The following is a 17,378-nucleotide window of genomic DNA, read 5'->3' on the forward strand; positions in this document are numbered from 1 at the left end:
GACCGGGTCAACGGGGCCCGGGGGCACGTGCCCTGCTGCCGCAGTGCGGCTCGGGGAGTCATGTCCCCGTCATCGCCTCGGGCTCCTCAAGGTGGAAGGGGCGCGCTTCGGGGGGGCAGAATTCGGCCATGACCCCCAGAATCGCGGCCCGGCGCAGGGGTTTGGTCATGTAACGGTCAATGCCCGCGGCCAAAATACCCTCTGCGTCGCCATCCATCGCATGGGCGGTCAGGGCGACGATGGGCAGGTGGCTTTGCCCGGCCTCCAGCGCGCGGATGGCGCGGGCGGCGTCGCGGCCGTCCATCTCGGGCATCGAGATATCCATGAAGATCAGGTCGGGCCGAAAGCTCTGGAACAGCTCCACCGCCTCGCGGCCATTGTTGGCAAAGACCAGTTCGATGTCGACCTCTTTGACCATCTTTTGAAACACCAGCTGGTTCGTCCGGTTGTCCTCTGCCGTCAGAATCCGCATCGACCGCGAGGGCACGACCGGCGGCGCCACGGGCACGCGCAGGGGCATCACCCCGCCCAGTTCCTGCAGCTGACGGTAAAGTTCCGACCGCAGGATCGGCTTTTGCAGGATGGCGGCAAAGGTATCCGCCCCATCGCGGGCCAGCGTAGGGTTCGAGGACAACAGCACGATGGGCATGGTCAGGCCCATGGCGCGGATGCGGGCGGCCAGGGTCAGGCCGTCCATCTCTGGCATGGTGTGGTCGGTCAGGATCGCGTCGAAATCGCTGTCGCGCGACAGAAGGTCCAGCGCATCCGCCCCCGACCGACACAGCGAGACCTGAACCCCGCAAGGTGCCAATTGCCGCTCGATGATGGTGCGGTTGATAAAGACGTCATCGACCGCCAGCACCCGGCGCAGCGCAATCGGCAGATGCGGGATCACCGCGTCCTCGGCCATGGGCAGGGTGACGCGGAAGCCGAAACAGCTGCCCTTGCCGGGGTCTGAATCGACCCAGACCGCGCCGTCCATCCGTTCAATCAGCCGCCTGGTGATCGCCAGACCCAGCCCCGTGCCCTCGAACTTGCGGTTGGCCTCGGATTCGACCTGATTGAACTCGCCAAAGATGTGATCCAGATGCTCGGGCGCGATGCCGATGCCGGTATCCTCGACCGTGACATGCAGTTGCTGACGGCCGGGTTCGCTTTCAATTCCCACCACGCGGATCAGCACATGGCCCTTTTCGGTGAACTTCACCGCATTGCCGACCAGGTTGGTCAGAACCTGACGCAGCCGCCCCGGATCGCCGATGAACCTGGTGGGCAAGAACATGTCGAAGTCGATCATCAGGTCGATGCCCTTGGCCCGCGCCTTGGGCTGCAACAGCATTGCAACCTCGTGGATTGTGCGTTCCAGATCAAAGGGTTCCGGATACAGCGTCAGCCGTTCGGCCTCGATCTTGGAATAATCCAGGATGTCGTTGATGATGACCAAAAGCGCCTCGCCCGAGGACCTTATCGTCTCGGCAAACAACCTTTGTTCGGGGTTCAGCGTCGTGTCACACAAGAGTTCCGCCATGCCCACGACACCGTTCATCGGCGTGCGAATCTCGTGGGACATGTTGGCCAGGAAGGACGACTTCGCCCGATTGGCCGATTCCGCGGCCTCACGCGCGGCGTGCAAGGCCTCTTCGGCCTCTTTTTGCGGGGTGATGTCCATGCGCAGACCCACGCGGCCGCCATCCGGCGTCGGATGGTCCTGGCCCCTGATCCAGCGGCCATCGCCCAGGCGGTGTTCATGCGGGCCATCGGGCGCGCGGTGCTGGGCCATGCGTTCGGACAGCCATTCGGCCTCGCGGCCCTCTTCGACGTCGAACTGGCCCTTTGACAGGCCGTATTGCAGGATCTCTTCAAAGGTGACGCCCGGTTTGATCACGGGCGAGGCCAAGGAAAAGATGTCGCGGAACCGCTGGTTGCAGGTCAAGAGCCGATCCTCCCGGTCGAAAAGCACAAAGCCATCGGGGATCGCTTCGATCGCGGCCCAGATGCGCATTTGTTCGGTGATGTTGATGCCCAGGGAGACAAGATCGCCATCCCGGGCGCGACGGTTGACGAAGCGGAACCAGGTTCCGTTCGAAAATTGCAAGGTGACGGGCTCGATCGGGTTGGAGTCCAGCGCGGCCATCATGGCCTCGGTGAAGTCATCGACCGACCGTCCCGCAAGCTCGATCCGACCATGTTCGGCCAAAAGCCGCATCTGCTGGCCATATGTGATGCCGGGCGCCACGGGCAGACCGTCATAGGGGCGCAGCGCCGCGCCATTGGCCGCCACCAGCCGCAGGTCCGAATCATAGACGGCGAACCCGTCCTGGATCGTGTTGATCGAATCCCACAGCCGCCGTTCTGCCATGACCGCATGGGAATGGGCGCGGTCAAGATCCTGGATATAGCGGCTTTGCTGCTGTTTCAGATGCTCTGCCTCGGACACGGCGGATTGCGCGATATCCCTTTGCTGGACGATCTGATCGGACAGGGAGCGGGCATGCAGCCCCAATTTCTCATTGGCGGCAAACAGCTCGCGTGAGCGTTGCTCCAGCAGTCGTTCTGCCGCAAGGCGGGCCCGCCTCTCCTGCGCCAGTTTTTCGACCAGTTCCATCCCGTGCCCGTTCTGCGCCAACCCCGAACCACCCATTTCGGGCAGCTGTTCAGGGACAAAATGAACGGTTTCGGTGAATCCTATCTTAACGCGAAATCATTTGCCGCAAGGGGGCAGGCCATGCCATGAAGGGCCAACATTTGCGGAGGTGTTTTTCCATGCGTGGCCTGATCTTGCGGGCGCTTGCCCTGGCTGTCACCCTCTTTGCGGCCCCGGTCGCCGCCGAGGACCTGATCCCGGCCCGCCGCCTTACCTTGTTGGAAAACTTCGATCTTCCGGGCGGTGATCTGTCCTCGATCTTTGACACCGACCTTGCAACCTGTGAGCGCGCCTGTCTGGCCAACACCTCGTGTCAGGCCCTGGTGTTCAACGGCACCAATGCCTCGTGCTTCCTGAAGTCGACGGGCAACGAGCCAGAGGCGTTTCAGGGCGCTTATGCCGGATATGTGATCGAGGCCGACAAAGGCGCCGAGGCCCTGGCCCGCGCCCGCCAGCCCGAGCTGAAATTCGTGCCCGAATGGGATTGGCCGCAGGCGACCTATCTGGCCGCGGGCATGGCCGACCGCCATGTGACCGGGCCCTTCACCGCCGAAGACCACCTGAACAGCGCCTCTGCCTCCGAGGGTGAGGGGGATTTCAACGCGGCCTGGCGCTTTACCGGCGCGGCGCTGAACCTGGACGATTCGGCGGCTGTCTGGTCGGAATATGCCCGCCGCTTGCTGCTGGCGGCCCAGAATGACACGAACAACGCCTATGTTCTGAACGCCGACGCCTATGCGGCCAGCCTGAACGCCTGGCTGCGGTCGGACAACAAGGCGCTGCAACACACGATCCTGGTGCAGATGGGTCAGGCGCTGGAGGCCAATGGCCGCGGCTCCGACATGGTCAAGGCGCTGCGGATGGCGCAAAGCCTGCAGTCCCGCGACGATACGGCGGCGATGCTGGAAGATGCCATCGGCAAATACGGCTTCCGCATCACGGAAAACCAGACCCAGACCCGCACCGACCGGCCCCGCCTCTGCGCGGTGTTTTCCGAACAGCTGGCGGTGTCGGGCGTCGATTACGCGCCCTTTGTTCAGCTGCCGGATGCGGGCATGTCGGTGGCCGTCGACGGCACCAACCAGCTGTGCGTCGAGGGGATTGCTTACGGCGAACGCTATACGCTGACCTTCCGCAAGGGCCTGCCCTCGGCGGGCGGAGAGGTCCTGGCGCAAGACACCGAAATCACCGCCTATGTCCGCGACCGCGATGCCGGGGTGCGCTTTTCGGGGCGCGGCTATGTGCTGCCGCGGACCGGGGTGGCCTCGATCCCGGTGGTGACGGTGAACCTGAAGGAAGTCGACCTGCAGGTCTGGAAAGTCACCGACCGCAACCTTCTGCGTGCCATGCAGAACGGCTATTTCGATCAGCCGATCTATGACTATCAGGAATATGACTTCCAGGAACAGCTGGCATCGAAGGTCTGGGAGGGCGTGGGTCTGGTGGCCCAGGACGTGAACAAGGACGTGACGACCCGCCTTCCGCTGGACGAGGCGATCAAGGGTCAGCCTGCCGGTATCTATGCCCTGCGCGCCTCGGTTCCGGGGAAAGAGGCCTGGCAAGTGCCCGCCGCCTGGCAATGGTTCGTGATTTCCGACCTTGGGATCTCCAGCTATTCCGGCGTTGATGGGATGTCGGTGTTCGTGCATGGCCTGGGCGATGCGCAGCCGCGCGCGGGCGTGTCGGTGCAATTGCTGTCGGTGGCCAATGAGGTGCTGGCGACGGTTGCGACGGATGACACGGGCCGCGCGGTCTTTGAACCGGGCCTGACGCGGGGCACGGGTTCGGCGGCGCCCGCGCTGGTCGTGGCCAGCGCCGAGGGCGACGAGGCCTTTTTGTCGCTGACCGATCCGGAGTTCGACCTTTCGGACCGTGGCGTCGAGGGCAATCCGGCGGCGCCTCCGGTTGATGTCTTTGTCTATACCGACCGCGGCGCCTATCGTGCGGGGGAAACGGTTCATGCCGTGGCCCTGTCGCGCGATGCCAAGCAGGCCGCGATCGAGGGCCTGCCCCTGACCGCGATCCTGATCCGTCCCGATGGCGTGGAATATGTCCGCGCCGTGGCCGAAGATGCCGGTGCGGGCGGCCATGTGTTCGACTTCCCCGTCGCGGGTGCTGCGCCGCGCGGCCAGTGGCGGATGGATGTCTACAGCGACCTGGACGCGCCGGCTTTGGCGTCGAAGACTTTCCTGGTCGAGGATTTCCTGCCCGAACGCATCGACTTTACCCTGACTGCCGGGGAAGAGGCCCTGCGGATCGGTGACACCGCGCAAGTGGGCGTCGAGGCGCGGTATCTGTTCGGCGCCGTCGGTGCCGACCTTGCCATCGAGGGCGAGCTTTTGTTGCAGCGCGCCGAGGGGCTTGCGGGCTGGGACGGTTATCGCTTTGGCCGTTGGGACAGCGACTTTTCCACCCAAGTGACGTCGTTCGCCGATGAGCGGACGGATGAGGCGGGCAAGGCCATGGTCTCGGTCGCCCTGCCCTCGGTCGAGGACCCGGGCATCCCCCTGCAAGCCCTGGTAGCGGTGCGGGTGGCGGAAGGCTCTGGCCGTCCGGTGGAACGTCGGTTGACCCAGCCGCTGATGCCCTCTGCCGCGATGATCGGCGTCAAGCCGCTGTTCGATCAGGTTGTGGCCGAGAATTCCGAGGCCCGGTTTTCGTTGGTGGGCGTGGGGACGGATGGCAAGGCGGCGGCCCTGAAGGCATCGTGGAGCCTGACCCGGATCGAGACCGACTATCAGTGGTATCAAACCGAGGGCTCCTGGTATTGGGAGCCGGTGACACGGCGCGAAAAAGTCGGCGGCGGCGAGGTGGACCTTTCGGCGGCCACCGATATCGCGGCCCCCGTGACCTGGGGCGAATATGAGCTGGCGGTGTCGCGCACCGATGGCGAAAAGGCCCTGACCACGGTGAGCTTCTATGCCGGTTGGTATGGGTCGGGCGCAGGGACGGATACGCCCGATGCACTGACCCTGTCGCTGGACAAGCCCGCCTATGCGGTGGGCGAAACCGCCAACCTGCGGATCGAGCCCAAGGCGGCGGGGCGTGCCCTGGTGACGGTGCTGTCGAATGGGGTGATTTCGACCCTGGAACAGGATGTTGTGGCCGGGGAAAACGTGATCCCGGTGCCGGTGACGGATGACTGGGGAACCGGGGCCTATGTGACGGCGACCGTGCTGCGTCCGATGGATGTGGCGGCGGGGCGCAACCCGGCGCGTGCGCTGGGCCTGGCCTATGCCAAGATCGACCCGGGCACACGTGCCTTGGAGGCGACCATCGAGGTCGCCACCAAGGCCGCTCCGCGTGCGCCCCTTGATATCGCTGTCAAGGTGGAGGGCGTCGAGGCGGGCGAAACGGCCTATGTCACGCTGGCGGCGGTGGATCAGGGCATCCTGAACCTGACCGGCTATCAGGCGCCCGATCCGCAGGCGCATTACTTCGGTCAGCGCAAGCTGGGCGTGGGGCTGCGCGACCTCTATGGCCGGTTGATCGACGGGATGAACGGGGCCGAAGGCTCGGTTCGGTCGGGCGGGGATGCCGGGGCCAATGCGCGGCTGAAAGCCCCGCCGCCGACGGAGGAACTGGTGGCCTTCTTCTCTGGGCCTTTGGTGGTTGGCGAGGATGGCCGCGCCCATGCGAGTTTCGACATTCCGGCCTTTAACGGCACGGTCAAGGTCATGGCTGTGACCTGGTCCAAGCGCGGGATCGGTCAGGCCCAGGCCGATGTGGTGATCCGCGATCCGGTCGTGGTGACGGCCTCGCTGCCGCGCTTCCTGACGCCGGGGGATCAAAGCCGGCTGCTGCTGGAGCTGGTCCATGCCGAGGGGCCCGCGGGCAAGATGGCGCTGTCGGTGACATCTTCGGGTGTGACGCTGGGGGCTGTGCCTGCCGAGGTCGACCTGGCCCAAGGCGCCAAGGCAAGCCTTGAGATTCCGGTGACGGCGGGCCCCACCGGGACCCAGGTCATCGAGGTCGCCCTGACGACGCCCGATGGCCGCGTGTTGACCAAGACCCTGCGTCTGCCGGTGCAGATCAACGACCCGGAGGTCCCGACGGTGACGCGGCTGGACCTTGCCAAGGGCCAGAGCTTTACCTTTGACGACAATGTCTTTGCCGGGCTGATGCCGGGCTCTGGCCGGGCGGTGATGTCGGTGGGTCCCTTGGCGCGGCTGAATGCGCCCGGGGTTCTGGCGGCTTTGGACGCCTATCCCTATGGCTGCACCGAGCAGATCACCTCCAAGGCCTTGCCGCTGTTGTATTTCGACCAGGTGGCGCAGGCGATGAACTTGGCCCAAGGGTCGGATATCCGCGGCCGCGTGCAACAGGCCGTGACCGAGGTTCTGACCAATCAGGACGCCAACGGGGCCTTCGGGCTTTGGGGGCCGTCTTCGGGGGATATGTGGCTGGACGCCTATGTCACCGACTTCCTGTCCCGGGCACGCGTCCAGGGGCTGCAGGTGCCGGACCAGGCCTTCCGCATGGCCTTGGATAACCTGAGGAACCAGGTCAACTACTTCGCCGACTTTGACCTGGGCGGCGAGCCTTTGGCCTATGCGCTGATGGTTCTGGCCCGCGAAGGGGCGGCGGCGGTGGGCGATCTGCGTTATTATGCCGACCAGAAGGGCGATGCCTTTGCCACGCCGACGGCGATGGCGCAGTTGGGCGCGGCCTTGGCGATGTATGGCGACCAACCGCGGGCGGATGCGATGTTTGCCCGCGCGGTCTCGGCCTTGGGGCAGGACACCGGAACCGAGCAGCTTTGGCGCGCCGATTATGGCACCGCGCACCGGGATGCGGCGGCGGTGCTGACGCTGGCGGTCGAGGCGGGGTCAAAGGCCGTGGATGTCGAGGCGCTGACCTCGCGCATCGCCACCCAAGGCACGCTTTCGACGCAAGAGGCGACCTGGACGCTGCTGGCCGCCAATGCGCTGATCACCGCGCCTGACACGGGCATCACCCTGAACGGTGCGGCGGCGGATGGCCCGTTGGTCAAGGTGCTGGATCAGGGTCTGGGCGATCCGGTGGTTGTTCAAACCGCCAAGGATACGACGGTGACGGTCACGACCTTTGGCGTGCCCTCGGACCCCGTCAAGGCTGGCGGCAATGGCTATGCGATCACGCGCAGCTATTACACGATGAAGGGGGAACCCGCGGCTTTGGATGGGTCCAAGATCGGTGACCGCGTCGTCGTGGTGCTGGAGGTGACGCCCTTTGGTCGCGGCGAGGCGCGGTTGATGGTCAACGACCCGCTTCCCGCAGGGTTCGAGATCGACAACCCCAACCTGATCTCGGGTGGGGCGGTTTCGGACCTGTCCTTCCTGGATCTGGCGGGTGAGGTCGCCCATTCCGAGTTCCGCCAGGACCGCTTCCTGACCGCGATCGACCGGATGGACAACTCCAGCTTCCGCCTGGCCTATGTGGTGCGCGCGGTGTCTCCGGGCACCTTCCACCAGCCTGCCGCAAGCGTCGAGGACATGTATCGCCCCGACCTGAACGCCCATAGCGATCAGGCCCGGGTGACGGTCCAACCGTGAGGTGGCTCGCGGCCCTGGTCGCTTGCCTTTGGCTTGCGGCTTTGGGCCGGGACTGGGTCGATGATTGGGTGGCGGCCACCGTGCTGCCACCCCTTTCCATTGCCACAGGGGCCGAGGTTCTGGCCCGGGATGGCACGCTTCTGCGCGCCTATCAGGTGGGCGACGGGCTGTGGCGGCTGTCGCCGGGCGCGGTCGATCCCTTCTTTACCGACCTGCTTTTGACCTATGAGGACAAGGGGTTCTACGATCATCACGGCGTGGATTACGCGGCGCTGACCCGGGCCTTGGGCCAGGCCCTGTGGAATGGCCGCGTCGTCTCGGGCGGGTCGACCCTGACGATGCAGGTGGCGCGGTTACTGGAGGGGTCAGGCACCGGGCAATGGGCCGGAAAACTGCGCCAGGTGCGGCTGGCCTGGGCTTTGGAAGCCCGGCTGAGCAAGGGTGAAATCCTTCAGCTTTATCTGACACTTGCCCCCTATGGCGGCAATGTCGAGGGCATCCGCGCGGCCTCTATCCTGTATTTCGGCAAAGAGCCGCGCCGCCTGACCCCGGCCGAAGCGGCGCTTCTGGTGGCCATCCCGCAAAGCCCCGAGGCGCGGCGTCCCGACCGTCACCCCAAGGCGGCGGAACAGGCCCGCGCCCGCGTGCTGGACCGCGCCCTGGGCGATGGGCTGATTGACGCGGATCAGGCGCAGGCCGCGCGGACCGAACAGGTCCCCGCCGCGCGCCGTCCCTTTCCCATGCTGGCCCCGCATCTGGCCGACCGCGTCATCGCCGAGGGGGGCCGTCAGACCACGATTGACGCCACGCTTCAGGCCGCGTTGGAGCGGTTGGCCGCGGCCTCGGTGCCCAAGGGCGAGCGGATGCAGGTGGCGATCCTGGTGGCGGATCATGCGACCGGAGAGATCCTCGCTTCGGTCGGGTCCGCCGGTTACGGCAACGAATCCCTGGGCTTCATCGACATGACCCAGGCGCTGCGCAGCCCGGGATCGACGCTGAAACCGCTGGTCTATGGCCTGGCCTTCGACGAGGGCCTTGGCCATCCCGAAACCCTGATCGAGGACAAGCCCACCGATTTCGCGGGCTATCGGCCGCAGAACTTCGACCGGATGTTCCGCGGCTGGGTGCGGCTGCGCGATGCGCTTCAACTGTCGCTGAACATCCCGGTGGTGATGATCACCGAGGCGCTGGGGCCCGCGAAACTGCTGCAGGCCATGGACCGCGCGGGGATGGTCAGCCGCCTGCCCTCTGGTCAGCCGGGGCTGGCGGTGGCCCTGGGCGGGGTTGGCGTGTCCTTGCAAGATATGGTGCAGCTTTATGCCGCCATCGCAAGAGGAGGTGTCGCCCGCCCCCTGACCCATGGAGCCCCGACCCAGGACGCCGCCCGCGTCCTGACCGCGGTTTCGGCCTGGCAGGTGGGGGATATCCTTGCAGGCCTTGCCCCTCCGCCCGGCGCGCCCTCGAACCGGCTGGCCTACAAGACCGGCACGTCCTATGGCCACCGCGACACCTGGGCGATTGGCTTTGACGGCGCGCATGTCGTGGGCGTTTGGATGGGCCGGGCGGATGGCACGCCGATGCCCGGCGCCTTTGGGGCGGACCTGGCGGCGCCGGTCCTGTTCCAGGCCTTTGCCCGGCTGAAACCCGAGTTGGCCCCGCAGCCCCCCGCCCCGCCCGAAACGCTGATGCTGGCCACCAGCCAACTGCCGCAGCCCTTGCAGAAGTTCCGCTCCCGTCAGGCGGCCTTCACCGACACGCTTAGCCCCAAGGTCACGTTTCCCCCCGATGGCGCCGAGGTCGAACTTCTGCCCGAAGGCCTGATGGTGCGGGTCGAGGGCGGAACCGCGCCCTATACTTGGCTGCGCGATGGCGCCCCCGCCGGTCGGTCAGAGGAGCCAGGGCCGATGATTCTGCCCGATCTGGGGCGCGGCTTCGTCACGCTGACGGTGATCGACGCCGAAGGCCGGTCGGCCCGAACGCGGGTCAGGTTGCGTTGATTGACCTCGGCGCCCTCCGGGGTTAGCCATGGCGCGCAACTTCTGGAAACCGCGCATGAACTCCCCCCGTTTCGCCCTGCTTCTGTCGGGCCTCGTGTCTTTCGTGGCCCTTGGCGCCGCCATGGCGATCACCGGCGCCGCCGTCCCGGTTTATGAGCGGATGTTTGGCATCCCCACGGCGACGGCGGGGCTTTTGGTGTCGGCCCTGTGGCTGGCCTGCCTTGCGGGCGTGGTCACGATGTATTTCGTGTCCGAACATGTCACGCCGCGGATGGCGCTGTCGGGGATGGTTGTCGGCTCGGCCCTGCTGGCTGTGGCGCCGAACTGGTCGCTGACCCTGGTGGGGGCCGCGGTCTTTGGCTTTGGCTATGGGCTGTCGGCGGCGGTTTTCAACGCGCGGCTTCTGGTGTCCTGGGGGCAAACGGGGCCGTCCAAAGTGTCGATGCTGAATGCGGTCTTTTCCGCCGGAGCCATCGCGGCACCCGGGCTGTTTGGCCTGATCGGCGGCGATTTGCGCCCGGTTTACTGGGGGATGGCGGGGCTTTCCGCGCTGGGATGGGTCTTGTCGGGGCCTGCGGGTCAGGTCGGTCTGGTCAGCCGCGCCGAGGCCGGTGGGCTGCGGCTGAACCTGCCGGTGCTGGCCTTTGCCGCCCTGGGCGTGGCCTGCGAGGCCAGCCTTGCGGGGCTGGGGCCAAGCGCGCTGATCCGGGCGGGCCTGTCCGAGGGCAAGGCCGCGACGCTGTTGTCGCTGTTCTTTATCGCGGCGCTGGTGGCGCGGCTGGGGCTGGTGCTGTTCGCGCATCGACTGGCGGATTTCGCGGTCTATGTCATCGCGGTGGCTTGGGCTGCGGTCTGCGGCCTGGGGGCTGCGACGCTGTCGGCGGCGTTTTTCTTTCCGCTGCTGGGCGTTTCGGCGGGCCTGTTCTTTCAGGGCGCCTTTGTGCCCGCGACGCGCAAGATGGGGGCGGACCCCAGGGTGTCGCCGATCATCCTGGGCGTCGGGCTGGTCGGCGCGACGCTGGGGCCGCAGGTCTTTGCCCGCACGATGGATGGGCTTGGCAGCCACGGATTCTTTTGGTTGGTCGCCGGGCTGATGGGGGCCACGACCCTTGCGGCCCTGGCCTCTTGGCGCGGGATGGCGCGCTAAAGCTTGACGCGGCCCTGGTCGGTCAGGACCCAGGCACGGCGCCCCTCGATCACCGCGGCGGTCAGCGGGCCGCCATAGGCCGCCGAGGAATCCAGGTTCAGCCGGTTGCCGTAGTGGGTGGCGCGGTCGATGGCGGTGTGGCCATGGACAACCAAGGCGCCATGGTCGCCCTTGTCGGACAAAAAGGGCTCACGAATCCAGACGAGGTCCTGTTGGTCTTGCTGGGCCAGGGCCACTCCGGGGCGGATGCCGGCATGGACGAACCACGCGTCTTCATGGCTGAACCGGTCCGGACGCGCGGTCAGGAAGTCCAGGTGAGCTGCGGGAACGGCTTGGCGCGCATCGGCAAGGACATGGGCGGTGGGGCGGTCTTGCGGGGCATGGACGCCATAGGATTCAAGCGTTTGCGCGCCGCCAAGCCGGGGATGCAGCCAGGAATGTTCCGGCCGAAGCCCCGGGTCGCGCCAATCCGGGTCCAGCAGGGATTGCGCGAAAAGCCGGTCGTGGTTGCCCTTCAGCACGATCCAGTTTTCGCCGTCTTCGATGCCCTGGCGGAGGTATTCGATGACACCCTTCGAATCCGGCCCCCGGTCGCAAAGGTCGCCCAGATGCAGGATCGGGGCTTTGCCGTTTTGCCCCATGTCGCGCGCGATGCGGTCATGGGCGGCTTTCAGGAGGCCGAGATGGCCGTGGATGTCGCCGATGGCGTAGATCATGCGCGGGTCTTTCAGAAAGGCGGGTCTTTCGGAAAGAGCGGGTCTTTCGGAAAGAGCGGGGGGCCAGCCCCCCGCACCCCCCGGAGATATTTGTGTCAGTATGAAAGCGCAAGGGCGCGGGGGCTTAGGCGCCCGCGAACTGCAGGGCCTTCACCTGGGAGAACATGCCAGTCGATTCCAGCGTGTCGATGACCTTGGGGTCGATGGCCTGGTCCAGATACAGGATCGCGATGGCGTCTTGGCCCACGCCAGAGCGGCCAAGGGTAAAGTTCGCGATGTTGACGTTGTTCTTGCCCATGGTCATGCCCAAAAGGCCGATGATGCCGGGGACGTCCTCGTTCGTGGTGTAAAGCATGTGTTCGCCGATTTCGGCGTCGATGTTGATGCCCTTGATCTGGATGAAGCGCGGTTTGCCATCGCTGAAGCAGGTGCCCGCGACCGAGCGTTCACGCTTGTCCGTGACCATCGTGACCTTGATATAGGCGTCGAAGGTGCCGGTCTGATCCTGCCGCGTGGTCGAGATCTGGATGCCCTTGTCCTTGGCCACGGCGGGCGCGGAAACCAGGTTCACATCCGGATTCTGCGTTTTCAACACGCCCGCGATGACCGATTGGTTCAGCGCGGCCAGGTTCATCGAGGACACGCGGCCATCATAGAGGATGTTGATGGCGCGGATCGGCTCATCCGTCATCTGGCCGATGAAGGCGCCCAGATGGCCTGCAAGTTTGATCCAGGGACCCATGGTCTGAGCCTCTTCGGCGGAGACGTTGGGCATGTTCAGCGCGTTTTGCACGGCGCCGGACAGCAGGTAGTCGGACATCTGTTCCGCGACCTGCAGGGCGACATTTTCCTGCGCCTCGGTCGTGGCGGCGCCCAGGTGGGGGGTGCAGACGACGTTGGGCAGGTTGAAAAGCGGGTTTTCCTTGGCCGGCTCGACTTCGAACACATCCAAAGCGGCACCGGCGACATGGCCGGATTTCAGCGCCTCGGCCAGGGCTGCTTCGTCGATCAGGCCACCCCGGGCGCAGTTGATGATGCGGACGCCGGGCTTGGTTTTCGCCAGCGCCTCGGCCGAAAGGATGTTGCGGGTCTTGTCGGTCAGGGGGACATGCAGGGTGATGAAATCGGCGCGGGCCAGCAGGTCATCCAGTTCGACCTTGGTGACGCCGAGCGCCTTGGCGCGCTCTTCGGACAGGAAGGGGTCATAGGCCACGACCTTCATTTTCAGCCCGACCGCGCGATCGCAGACGATGCCGCCGATGTTGCCCGCGCCGATCACGCCGAGCGTCTTGTTGAACAGCTCCACGCCCATGAACTTCGACTTCTCCCATTTGCCGGCATGGGTCGAGGCATTGGCTTCGGGGATCTGGCGGGCGGTGGCGAACATCATCGCAATCGCATGTTCGGCCGTGGTGATCGAGTTGCCGAAGGGGGTGTTCATGACGATGACCCCCTTTTTCGAGGCTGCGGGGATATCGACATTGTCGACACCGATCCCGGCGCGGCCCACGACCTTCAGGTTGGTGGCAAGGGCCAGCAGCTTGTCGGTGACCTTGGTGGCCGAGCGGATCGCAAGGCCGTCATATTGACCGATGATCTCGGCCAGCTTGTCCTTGTCCTTGCCGAGTTGCGGCATGTAGTCGACCTGAACGCCACGGTCGCGGAAGATCTGGACGGCGGTTTCGGAAAGTTCGTCGGAAACGAGAACGCGGGGGGCCATTGGGGTATCCTTTCAAACGGTGCGTGAAATCACGCACCCTACAGGGTTGGGTAGGGTGCGTGCTTGCACGCACCGATGGGATTATTGCGCGGCGATTTCCGCGTGGAAGGCATGGGCGATCCAGGGCATCAGGGCCTGGACGTCCGAAGTCTCGACCGTCGAGCCACACCAGATGCGCAGACCCGCCGGCGCGTCACGATAAGCGCCAAGGTCGAAGCCAACTCCCGCCTTTTCCAGCCGCTTGGCCACGTTTTTCGCGAAAGTCGCCGGGTCCTTGATGCGGGGATCGTCGAACTTCAGACAGACCGAGGTCGTGGAGGCGATCTCGGGCGTCTCGGCCAGGTTCTTGAGCCAGGGGTTCTGCGCGCAGAAGTCCCAGACCGCTTGGGCATTGGCCGAAGCCCGCGCCACCAGGCCCTTGAGCCCCCCGATGGTTTGCGCCCATTTCAGCGCGACGAGGTAATCCTCATTGGCCAGCATCGAGGGCGTGTTGATCGTCTCACCCACGAAAATCCCTTCGATCAGTTTGCCCTTCGAGGTCAGGCGGAAGATCTTCGGCAGGGGCCAGGACGGCGTATAGCTTTCCAACCGCTCTACCGCGCGGGGGGAGAGGATCAGCATCCCATGCGCGCCCTCACCACCCAGCACCTTTTGCCAGGAGAAGGTGGTGACGTCGAGCTTCTCCCAGGGCAGCTCCATGGCAAATGCCGCGCTGGTCGCGTCGCAGATCGTCAGGCCGGCGCGATCCGCCGGGATCGCATCGCCACCCGGCAACCGGCAGCCCGAGGTCGTGCCGTTCCAGGTGAAGACCACGTCGGCGTCGAAATCGACGGTGGCGAAGTCGACGATCTGGCCATAGGGGGCGATCTTGACCTTGGCGTCCAGCTTCAGCTGTTTGACGACATCCGTCACCCAGCCCTCGCCAAAGCTTTCCCAGGCCAGCATTTCCACGGGCCGGGCGCCCAGAAGCGACCACATGGCCATTTCCACGGCGCCGGTGTCCGAGGCGGGGACGATGCCGATGCGGTAATCCGCCGGAACGCCCAGGATCTCACGGGTCAGTTGGATCGCCTCGGCGAGTTTCGCCTTGCCGACGGCGGCACGGTGGCTGCGGCCAAGGGGCGCGTCTGCCAGCATGTCCAACGAATAATGGGGGATTTTCGCGCAGGGGCCCGAGGAGAAACGCGGGTTGGCCGGGCGCGTTGCCGGCAAAGTCAGATCGTTCATGGTAGCCTTCCAGCTAAAAGCCCCCCGGTGGGGAGGGGTGTCCCACCGCCTTGGGTAAAGACCCGCACGCTCTGGCGCAAGACGGAAAATCGCGCTATTGCGGCGCATCATCTGCGAAAAGCGACGCGCTTTTCCACTATCGGAAACCTGTAAGGCCCATTTGCCCATGTTCACCGTCTCGCTTCTAACCCATCCCGACCGCCCGATCCTGGACCGAGTCGCGGTCGAATCCCTGCGCAATGCCTGGGGCGGGGGGCAGGCGTTGTGGCTTGATCCCGGGGTGGCGGCGGAATTCACGGTGGATATTCCGCCTGCGAACTTGTGGGAGGTTTGGGCCTCGTTCCAGTCGATGGGGATCGACCTGGCGGTGCAAAAGACCCTGGGGCGGAAAAAGCGGCTGCTGATCGCGGATATGGATTCGACGATGATCCAGCAAGAGTGCATCGACGAATTGGCAGATGAGGCGGGGGTGGGGGCGCATGTGGCCGGCATCACGGCGCGGGCGATGAACGGAGAGCTGGATTTCGAGGCCGCCTTGCGGGAACGCGTGGGGCTTTTGCGCGGTCTGCCGGTTGCGGTGATCGACAGCGTCTTGCGCGACCGGATCACGCTGATGCCCGGGGGGCCGGTTTTGCTGGCGACGATGAAGGCGAACGGGGCCTATGCCGCGCTGGTGTCGGGCGGGTTCACGGCCTTTACCGCGCGGATTGCGGCGGTGCTGGGCTTTGACGAAAACCGCGCGAATACGCTGCTGACGGAGGGGGACACTCTGTCCGGCCAGGTGGCCGACCCGATCCTGGGCAAACAGGCCAAGCTGGACGCGCTGAACGAAATCACCGCGCGGCTGGGCGTCACGCCGGAACAGGCCCTCGCGGTGGGCGACGGCGCCAATGACCTGGCCATGCTGAACCGCGCGGGCATGGGGGTGGCGTTGCATGCCAAACCCTCGGTGGCGGCGCAATGCGAGGTGCGGGTGAACCACGGCGATCTGACGGCGCTTTTGTATCTGCAGGGCTACAGCCGGGAAGACTTCGTCGCGTGACCCAGTCCCGGGGTATACCGCGGGCTACGCAGCGGCACCAAAGCGCGCGATGGGCAGCGCCGTCAACCGCGACACCGCCCCCTCGACATTCCGCGCTGCTCTTGGGATGAAGGGGCCATGTTGATCCGCGACACCAGACCCGCCGACGCTGCCGAGATGGCTGACCTTCTTAACGCCATCATCGCGATTGGCGGCACCACGGCCCATCAAGAGCCCAAGAGCCCCGACCAGGTCCGGAAGGGCTATATCGACGGGCCGGAGGTGCGGACCTCGGTTCTGGCGCAAGACGGGCAGGTGATCGGCTGGCAAAGCATCGACGTCTGGCAGGGCGGGTTTCACATCGGGTCCTTCGTGCGGCCGGGCATCCAGGCCCGGGGCGTCGGCGCGCAGATGTTCGCCCTGACCCTGCAGCGCGCCCGGGCGGCAGGTATCCCCGAGATCATCGCCTCGATCCGGGCTGACAATGTCCCGGGCCTGGCCTTTTACGCCAAGATGGGCTTCGTCGATTTCGCCCATGACCCCGATTTCGCGCTGAAGGACGGGACCGTCGTCGGCCGCATCCACCGAAAGCTGTCCCTTGTTTGAAATCGCCACCCATCTTGCGCTGATCCTGATCGCGGTCGCCTTCCTTGCGGGCTTTATCGACTCCATCGCGGGCGGGGGTGGGCTGCTCTCGGTCCCCGCGCTTTTGTTGGCGGGCCTGCCGCCGGTCAATGCGCTGGCCACCAACAAGCTGCAGGGCATGGCGGGCGCGGGCACGGCCTTTGCCAACTATGTCCATGCAGGCCAGGTCAGCCCGCGGGCGCAACTGCCGATGGCGGCGGTCAGTCTGGTGGCGGGGGCTCTGGGCTCGCTCATGGCCTCGCATCTGCCGGCCGAGGTCCTGCGGCTGATCATGCCGCCCATCCTGATCGCCATCGCGCTGTTCTTTGCGCTGAAGCCGGGATTGACCGACCAACCCCGCGCCCGGCGCCTGAGCGCGCCACTGTTCACCGCCACGGTTGTTCCGGTCATCGCCGGCTATGACGGGTTTTTCGGCCCCGGCACCGGGTCTTTCTTCATGATGGCCTTTGTCCTTCTGGCGGGCTCGGGCGTTTTGAAGGCCACGGCGGAAACCAAGATGCTGAACTTCGCCTCCAACATCGGGTCCTTTGCGGTTTTTGCGGTGCAGGGCCACATGTTCTGGGCGGTGGGGCTGGGGATGGCTGCGGCACAAATCGGCGGGGCCACGCTGGGCAGTCGGCTGGCGCTGCGGATCGGCGCGCGGCTGATCAAGCCGCTGTTGGTCGCAACCTCGATCGGGATGGCGCTGCGGCTCTTGTGGCAGGCCTGGGGTTAGGCGGCACAGGGG

Annotated in this window: 10 protein-coding genes; 6 read left to right on the top strand and 4 right to left on the bottom strand. The window is 65.6% G+C overall.

The features are described 5' to 3' along the window. Window positions 1–58 precede the first annotated feature (58 nt). Entirely contained in the window at window positions 59–2,605 is a 2,547-nt protein-coding gene (locus NX862_RS05585; protein WP_264493464.1) for a hybrid sensor histidine kinase/response regulator, read from the bottom strand. 158 nt (window positions 2,606–2,763) lie between these two features. Here NX862_RS05585 and NX862_RS05590 point away from each other — a divergent pair, with 158 nt between their 5' ends. The 3 genes from NX862_RS05590 to NX862_RS05600 are packed head-to-tail and all read left to right on the top strand — an operon-like array spanning window position 2,764 to window position 11,322. Then, window positions 2,764–8,178, top strand: coding sequence for an alpha-2-macroglobulin family protein (locus tag NX862_RS05590; protein WP_264492896.1), 5,415 nt, complete (start codon window positions 2,764–2,766; stop codon window positions 8,176–8,178). Further along, on the top strand, window positions 8,175–10,175 hold the full coding sequence (gene pbpC, locus NX862_RS05595) for a penicillin-binding protein 1C (RefSeq protein WP_264492897.1): 2,001 nt from the start codon (window positions 8,175–8,177) through the stop codon (window positions 10,173–10,175). The genes NX862_RS05590 and pbpC overlap by 4 nt, the downstream gene beginning before the upstream one ends. A 55-nt stretch (window positions 10,176–10,230) precedes the next feature. Further along, entirely contained in the window at window positions 10,231–11,322 is a 1,092-nt protein-coding gene (locus NX862_RS05600; RefSeq protein WP_264492898.1) for an MFS transporter, read from the top strand. On the opposite strand, the gene NX862_RS05605 is transcribed toward NX862_RS05600, so the two are convergent. The 3 genes from NX862_RS05605 to NX862_RS05615 form a co-directional block, all read right to left on the bottom strand. Then, the gene (locus NX862_RS05605) at window positions 11,319–12,038 is read right to left on the bottom strand and encodes a metallophosphoesterase (RefSeq protein WP_264492899.1); all 720 of its coding nucleotides are present in this window, start codon (window positions 12,036–12,038) and stop codon (window positions 11,319–11,321) included. The two genes, NX862_RS05600 and NX862_RS05605, sit on opposite strands and share 4 nt — an antisense overlap. Before the next feature lie 124 nt (window positions 12,039–12,162). Then, entirely contained in the window at window positions 12,163–13,758 is a 1,596-nt protein-coding gene (serA, locus tag NX862_RS05610; RefSeq protein ID WP_264492900.1) for a phosphoglycerate dehydrogenase, read from the bottom strand. Between the two features lie 81 nt (window positions 13,759–13,839). Beyond that, window positions 13,840–14,985: a phosphoserine transaminase gene (locus tag NX862_RS05615; protein ID WP_264492901.1), complete on the bottom strand. Its 1,146-nt coding sequence runs from the start codon at window positions 14,983–14,985 to the stop codon at window positions 13,840–13,842. A 166-nt stretch (window positions 14,986–15,151) separates the two neighbouring features. Between NX862_RS05615 and serB the strand changes: the two genes are divergently transcribed. From serB to NX862_RS05630, 3 genes are all read left to right on the top strand, one after another. Further along, window positions 15,152–16,027: a phosphoserine phosphatase SerB gene (gene serB / locus NX862_RS05620; RefSeq protein WP_264492902.1), complete on the top strand. Its 876-nt coding sequence runs from the start codon at window positions 15,152–15,154 to the stop codon at window positions 16,025–16,027. Window positions 16,028–16,144: 117 nt separating this feature from the next. Beyond that, complete coding sequence (locus NX862_RS05625; RefSeq protein ID WP_413694538.1) at window positions 16,145–16,612, top strand: GNAT family N-acetyltransferase; 468 nt, start codon at window positions 16,145–16,147, stop codon at window positions 16,610–16,612. Then, on the top strand, window positions 16,605–17,366 hold the full coding sequence (locus NX862_RS05630; protein ID WP_264492904.1) for a TSUP family transporter: 762 nt from the start codon (window positions 16,605–16,607) through the stop codon (window positions 17,364–17,366). The genes NX862_RS05625 and NX862_RS05630 overlap by 8 nt, the downstream gene beginning before the upstream one ends. Window positions 17,367–17,378: the final 12 nt, after the last annotated feature.

This window comes from Stagnihabitans lacustris (genome assembly GCF_025950525.1).
In the GTDB taxonomy this organism is placed as follows: domain Bacteria; phylum Pseudomonadota; class Alphaproteobacteria; order Rhodobacterales; family Rhodobacteraceae; genus Stagnihabitans.